This window comes from Cupriavidus sp. 01T418, assembly GCF_056398885.1.
In genome coordinates this window covers 1-535 of record NZ_JBFTQG010000160.1, presented here as the reverse complement: position 1 = coordinate 535, position 535 = coordinate 1, and the positions used below count along the sequence as shown (strand labels likewise).

Annotated in this window: 1 protein-coding gene; it reads right to left on the bottom strand. The window is 63.2% G+C overall.

The features are described from left to right. Position 1: 1 nt before the first annotated feature. Positions 2-535: TenA family transcriptional regulator (locus AC1DQ3_RS36710; RefSeq protein ID WP_477124978.1), on the bottom strand; the 534-nt coding region annotated here is incomplete at its 5' end.

Genomic DNA, 535 nt, shown 5'->3' with positions numbered 1-535 from the left:
CTCAGGCGGCCATGTCCAGTTCGGGCAGGGGAATTTCCTGCGCGACGTAGTCGTGGTAGAGCGCGGTGGTGTAGAGCAGGCGCATCTGGGCGCCGATTTCGCAGATCTTCAGGCAGCGCTGCTGCAGCTCGACGGTGTTGGCGTGCTCCAGCACGATCTGGTAGCCGCGTTCGCCGTGGATTTCGTCGGAGACGATATGCAGGTCGAAGAATTCGACCTCTTCGTCGGTGAAGCCGTATTTGTCGCGCAGGGTCGGGGTCTGCTTGCGATAGATCGACGGCACCTGCGATTCCAGGCCGACGACGAGACCGGCCACGGCGACGATGGGGTCTTCGCGCATGGCCACCGCGTAGCACCAGCTTTGCAGGCCACGGGTGGTGGGCGACATATTGTCGGGATCGACCACGCGCTCGCGGGTGGTGCCGCAGGCTTCGGCAAAGCGGATCAGCAGGTCGGTGTGGCGATCGCCGCCGATTTCTTCTTCATACATATTGGCCAGCAGGAAGTCCTTGGCCTCGGTGAAGCGGTCGGGGGT